Annotated in this window: 4 protein-coding genes; all 4 read left to right on the top strand. The window is 72.0% G+C overall.

The window, feature by feature from the left end; genetic code table 11:
• The first annotated feature begins 270 nt into the window (after positions 1–270).
• The 4 genes from ACFWMZ_RS28080 to ACFWMZ_RS28065 are packed head-to-tail and all read left to right on the top strand — an operon-like array spanning position 271 to position 4,334.
• Complete coding sequence (locus ACFWMZ_RS28080; protein WP_383173916.1) at positions 271–1,314, top strand: iron-siderophore ABC transporter substrate-binding protein; 1,044 nt, start codon at positions 271–273, stop codon at positions 1,312–1,314.
• 16 nt (positions 1,315–1,330) lie between these two features.
• A complete protein-coding gene (locus ACFWMZ_RS28075; protein WP_383204976.1) occupies positions 1,331–2,371 on the top strand; it encodes a FecCD family ABC transporter permease in 1,041 nt (346 codons plus the stop codon).
• Positions 2,368–3,450 (top strand): FecCD family ABC transporter permease, encoded by a 1,083-nt coding sequence (locus tag ACFWMZ_RS28070; RefSeq protein ID WP_383173910.1) that lies wholly within the window; start codon positions 2,368–2,370, stop codon positions 3,448–3,450. The genes ACFWMZ_RS28075 and ACFWMZ_RS28070 overlap by 4 nt, the downstream gene beginning before the upstream one ends.
• Positions 3,447–4,334 (top strand): ABC transporter ATP-binding protein, encoded by an 888-nt coding sequence (locus tag ACFWMZ_RS28065; RefSeq protein ID WP_383173907.1) that lies wholly within the window; start codon positions 3,447–3,449, stop codon positions 4,332–4,334. Before ACFWMZ_RS28070 ends, ACFWMZ_RS28065 begins: the two co-directional genes overlap by 4 nt.
• The last annotated feature ends 267 nt before the right edge of the window (positions 4,335–4,601 follow it).

Below are 4,601 nucleotides of genomic sequence, written 5' to 3'. Positions count from 1 at the left end.
GAGTACGTCCAGTACGAGGGAGATCCGGGCGCACGCCGAGAGCACGCACCAGACGCCGCAGGCTCTTCCACGAAGATCCGCCGGACAGGGCCTAGCGCCCCCACTCGCCCCCGAGGTCGATTGAAAGCCGCCAGGCCATAAGCTTAGGCTTGCCTAACGTCGCACGGTCCCCGCTGCGACCAGCTCCCCGTTCCCCCGGTTTCAGGGTCCGCCCCTGGCCCCGGACAGGGGCGCTCGGCTCCGTAGTTCTTCAGACCTGAGGAAACGTCCATGTCATCGTTGTTCTCCCGGGCGCGCCGCAAGGCAGTCGCCGCCTCGGCCGCGGCCACCGCGCTCGTCGTCGTCCTCGGCGGCTGCTCCTCCTCCTCGGACGAGGAGAAGCCGAGTGCCTCCGCCAAGAGCGACGGTGCCTTCCCCGTCTCCATCAAGAGCAAGCTCGGCACCGCCGAGATACCCGAGGAGCCGAAGAAGGTCGTCACCCTCGGCCAGGGTTCCGCGGAGACCGCCATCGCGCTCGGCACGACCCCGGTCGGCATCGAGAGCTACGAGTGGGGCAGCGACAAGTCCGGCTACCTCCCGTGGATCAACGAGGCGGTGAAGGAGAAGGGCGACAAGCTCCCCAAGCAGTTCGCCGGCGGTGAGGACATCGACTTCGAGACCATCACCGAGCTGGAGCCCGACGTCATCCTCGCCCCCTGGTCCGGTGTGACGGAGGAGCAGTACGACATCCTCAAGGACATCGCGCCGACCGTCGCCTATCCCGAGCTGCCCTGGTCGACCAACTGGGACGAGCAGATCCAGATCATCGCCAAGGCGCTCGGCAAGAGCGACGAGGGCGAGGGCCTGATCAAGGACATCAAGAAGCAGCTCTCCGACGCCGCCGCGACCCGTCCGAAGTACAAGGACGTCACCTTCTCCTACATCTACACCGACGGCCCCGGCTCGCTCGGCGTCTTCCTCCCCGAGGAGCAGCGCGTCGAGATGCTGACCGGCCTCGGCCTGACCGTCGACCCGGTGGTGAAGACCTTCAAGGAGGTCGAGGGCACCGACTCCGCCATCATCGGCCTGGAGAACGCCGAGAAGCTGAAGAACAGCGACCTTCTCTTCACCTTCTACACCGACAAGAAGAACCGCGCCGAGATCGAGAAGCAGCCGCTGTACGCCGCCATGCCGGCCGTCAAGCGCGGCTCGCTCGTCACCAGCGAGGACACCTCCTTCGTGACGGCCTCCTCGATCATCAACCCGCTCACCGTGCCGTGGGTCATCGAGCGCTACCTGCCGATGATCGACGACGCCGTCAAGACCCTCGACTGAGGCACCGCTCTCCTCCATGGCCACGACCACCGTCGCTCGTCCGAGCGGTGCCGGCACCTCCCGTGCCGGCACCGCTCGGCGGGTTTCCGCCCTCCTCGCCGGCGTCGCCGTCCTCGCTCTCGCGATGGCGGCCAGCGTCATGTTCGGCAGCCGCACCACCCCGATCGGCGACGTCCTGGACGTCCTGGCGGGCCACGGCGACCCGTACGTCACCAGCGTCGTCGAGAGCCGCTACCCGCGCACCGCCCTCGGGGTCCTCGCCGGTGTCTGCCTCGCCGTCGCCGGCACGCTCATGCAGGGCATCAGCCGCAACCCGCTCGCCGACCCCGGCATGCTCGGCATCAACGCCGGAGCCTCCGCCAGCGTCGTCACCGCCACCGCCTTCCTCGGCGCCACCTCCGGCGCCGACACCGTCTGGTGGGCGCTGCCCGGTGCCATCCTGGCGGGCGTCGCCGTCTACGCCATCGGCGCGGCCGGTTCCCGCGGCGGCGGCCTGGTCCGGCTGGTCCTCGCCGGGGCGGTGCTCTCCGCCGTCCTGTACGCGTACATCCAGGCCGTCACCCTCAGCATGCCGAAGGTCTTCGACAGCTACCGCTACTGGGTGGTCGGCGCGCTCGCCGGACGGGACATGGAGGTCTTCTGGGCCGTCCTGCCGTTCGCCGCCGCCGGTCTGCTGGTCGCCCTGCCGCTGGCGCCCGGCCTCAACACCCTGGCCCTCGGCGACGAGTCCGCCTCCTCGCTCGGCGCCAACCCGGCCGTGGTCCGCGCCGCCGGACTGCTCTCCGCGACGGTCCTGTCGGCCGCCGCCACCGCCGCCGTCGGCCCGATCGCCTTCGTGGGCCTCGCCGTGCCGCACGTCGTCCGCGCCGTCGTCGGCGTCGACTTCCGGCTGCAACTGGTCTTCTCCGTGCTGCTCGGCCCCGCCCTGCTGCTCCTCGCCGACGTCGTCGGACGGCTGGTGCTGCGCCCGCAGGAACTCATGGTCGGCGTCGTCACCGCCTTCCTCGGCGCCCCCGCGCTGCTCTACGCCGTCCGCCGGATGAAGGGGACCTCATGACCACCCCCCAGCTCCAGGACCGCCCCGTCCCGGCCCCCGCCGCGCCGCCGCGCGCAGGCGGCCACCTGCGGATCGGCTCCGCGGTCGCCCTCCCGGTGCGCCGGATCTCCGTGGTGGTCGCCGTGGTCCTGCTGGTCCTCACCGTCCTCGCCGCCGTCGCCACGCTCAGCCTGGGCCGCCTCGGCATCCCACTGCACGAGCTTCCCGGCGCCGTCTTCGGCGGGGCCGAGGGCAAGAACCGCTTCGTCCTCAACCGGCTGCGCGGCCCGCGCCTGGTCACCGGCGTCGGCGCCGGAGCCGCGCTCGGCCTCTCCGGCGCCCTCTTCCAGTCGGTCACCCGCAACCCGCTCGGCAGCCCCGACGTCATCGGTCTCGCCTCCGGGGCCGGGGCGGGCGCCGCCTTCTTCGCGCTCTTCCTGCCCGGCAGCCCGATCTGGCTCGGCGCCCTCCTCGGCGCAGCCCTCGCCATGGCCGTCGTCCACGTCTCCACGGGCACCGGCTTCCGCGACCCGGGCCGCCTGGTCGTCGCGGGCATCGGCGTCGCCGCCCTGGCCACCGCCTTCACCCAGTACGTCGTCTACGCCGTCGAGCGGGACAACGCCACCGCACTGACCGCGTACATCAACGGCAGCCTCGCCGCCCGCTCCTGGGACCACGCGGTCACCATCGGGATCGTCCTGCTGGTCGCCGCCCCGCTCACCGCGCTGGTCTCCCGGCGCCTGGAGGTGGGCGAGATGGGCGACGAGCTGGCCGCCGGACTCGGCGCCGAACCCCGGGGCACCAAGACCTCGGCGGTGCTGCTCTCCATCGTCCTGTCGGCCGGGGCGGTCACCGTCGCCGGGCCGATCGCCTTCATCTCGCTGACCGCGCCGCAGATCGCCCGGCGGCTCACCCGGGGGACCGGACCGCACCTCTTCCTCTCCGCGCTCACCGGCGCCCTGCTGCTGGTCCTCGCCGACCTGGCGGCCCAGCAGGTGCCGTGGTTCGACAACCTGCCCGTCGGGATCTACACCATGGCCATCGGCGGCCTCTACCTCGGCTATCTGCTCACCCGCGAATGGCGGAAGGGAAACCTGTGAAGACAGCGGCGAAGAAGTCCGCGGCCCCCACCCCGGCCCCCACGGCCGGTGCCGGGGCCCCGCCGGAGAAGGGGCTCGGCGCACGCGGGGTCACCCTCTCCTACGGCGGCGCCCCCGTCGTCCGCGACGTCACCCTGGACCTGCCGCACGGCGGGCTGACCGTGATCATCGGCCCCAACGGGTGCGGCAAGTCGACCCTGCTCAAGGGGTACGGCCGCATCCTCAAGCCGGAGAGCGGCACCTTCCACCTGCACGGCAGCGACCTGCACTCCTACCGCGGCAAGGAGGCGGCCCGGCACGTCGCCCTGCTGCCGCAGAGCCCGGTCGCCCCCGACGGCATCACCGTCCGCGACCTGGTCCGCCGGGGCCGCTACCCGCACCACACCCTGCTGCGCCAGTGGTCCCCCGACGACGACCGGGCCATCGCCTTCGCCCTGGACCGCACCGGCCTGACCGAGCTGGCCGAGGAGCAGGCCGGGCAGCTCTCCGGCGGCCAGCGCCAGCGCGCCTGGATCGCCATGGTGCTGGCCCAGGAGACGGAGCTGCTGCTCCTGGACGAGCCGACCACCTTCCTGGACATCGCCCACCAGTACGACCTGCTGGAGCTGTGCGCCGAACTGAACCGGGAGGGCCGCACCGTCGTCGCCGTCCTCCACGACCTCAACCAGGCCGCCCGCTTCGCCTCCCACCTGGTCGTCATGGACCGGGGCGAGGTGCACGCCCAGGGCACCCCCGAGGAGGTCATGACGGCCGAGCTGGTCCAGGAGGTCTTCGGCCTGGCCTGCGACATCGCCCCCGACCCGCGCACCGGCACCCCGATGGTCGTCCCGCACGCCCGCTACCAGGCACCGGCCGCCGAGGCACAGCCCGCGGACGCGGTCTGACCCCGGGCGCGGCGAGGACACGTACCGGGCCGTACGACCCCCAGGAACACGGAAAGGGCCGGATTCGTCGACACGAATCCGGCCCGTGCGCAAATGTCGGCGCCGCGCGGGCCCCCGACCCGGTGTCGTATAAACAACAGACGCTGCCGACGAAAGTCAATGTGTAGAACTCGATGAGCACCATCTCAATAAAGAACGGGCGCGGCGCCAGGGCGTCGGGGGGGGCTGCGAGGGGGTCCTGGGGGGGGTGGGCGCGGGCGGGGTGCC

Source organism: Streptomyces sp. NPDC058373 (assembly GCF_042723275.1).
In the GTDB taxonomy this organism is placed as follows: Bacteria; Actinomycetota; Actinomycetes; order Streptomycetales; family Streptomycetaceae; genus Streptomyces.
Note: the sequence above shows the minus strand (reverse complement) of the source record. Positions and strands in the feature narration are given on the sequence as shown.

What these genes read in the sequence shown, in the direction of transcription:
- ACFWMZ_RS28075 (WP_383204976.1), top strand. Translation starts at nt 1,331, where the DNA reads ATGGCCACGACCACCGTCGCTCGTCCGAGCGGTGCCGGCACCTCCCGT.
- ACFWMZ_RS28080 (WP_383173916.1), top strand. Translation starts at nt 271, where the DNA reads ATGTCATCGTTGTTCTCCCGGGCGCGCCGCAAGGCAGTCGCCGCCTCG.
- ACFWMZ_RS28070 (WP_383173910.1), top strand. Translation starts at nt 2,368, where the DNA reads ATGACCACCCCCCAGCTCCAGGACCGCCCCGTCCCGGCCCCCGCCGCG.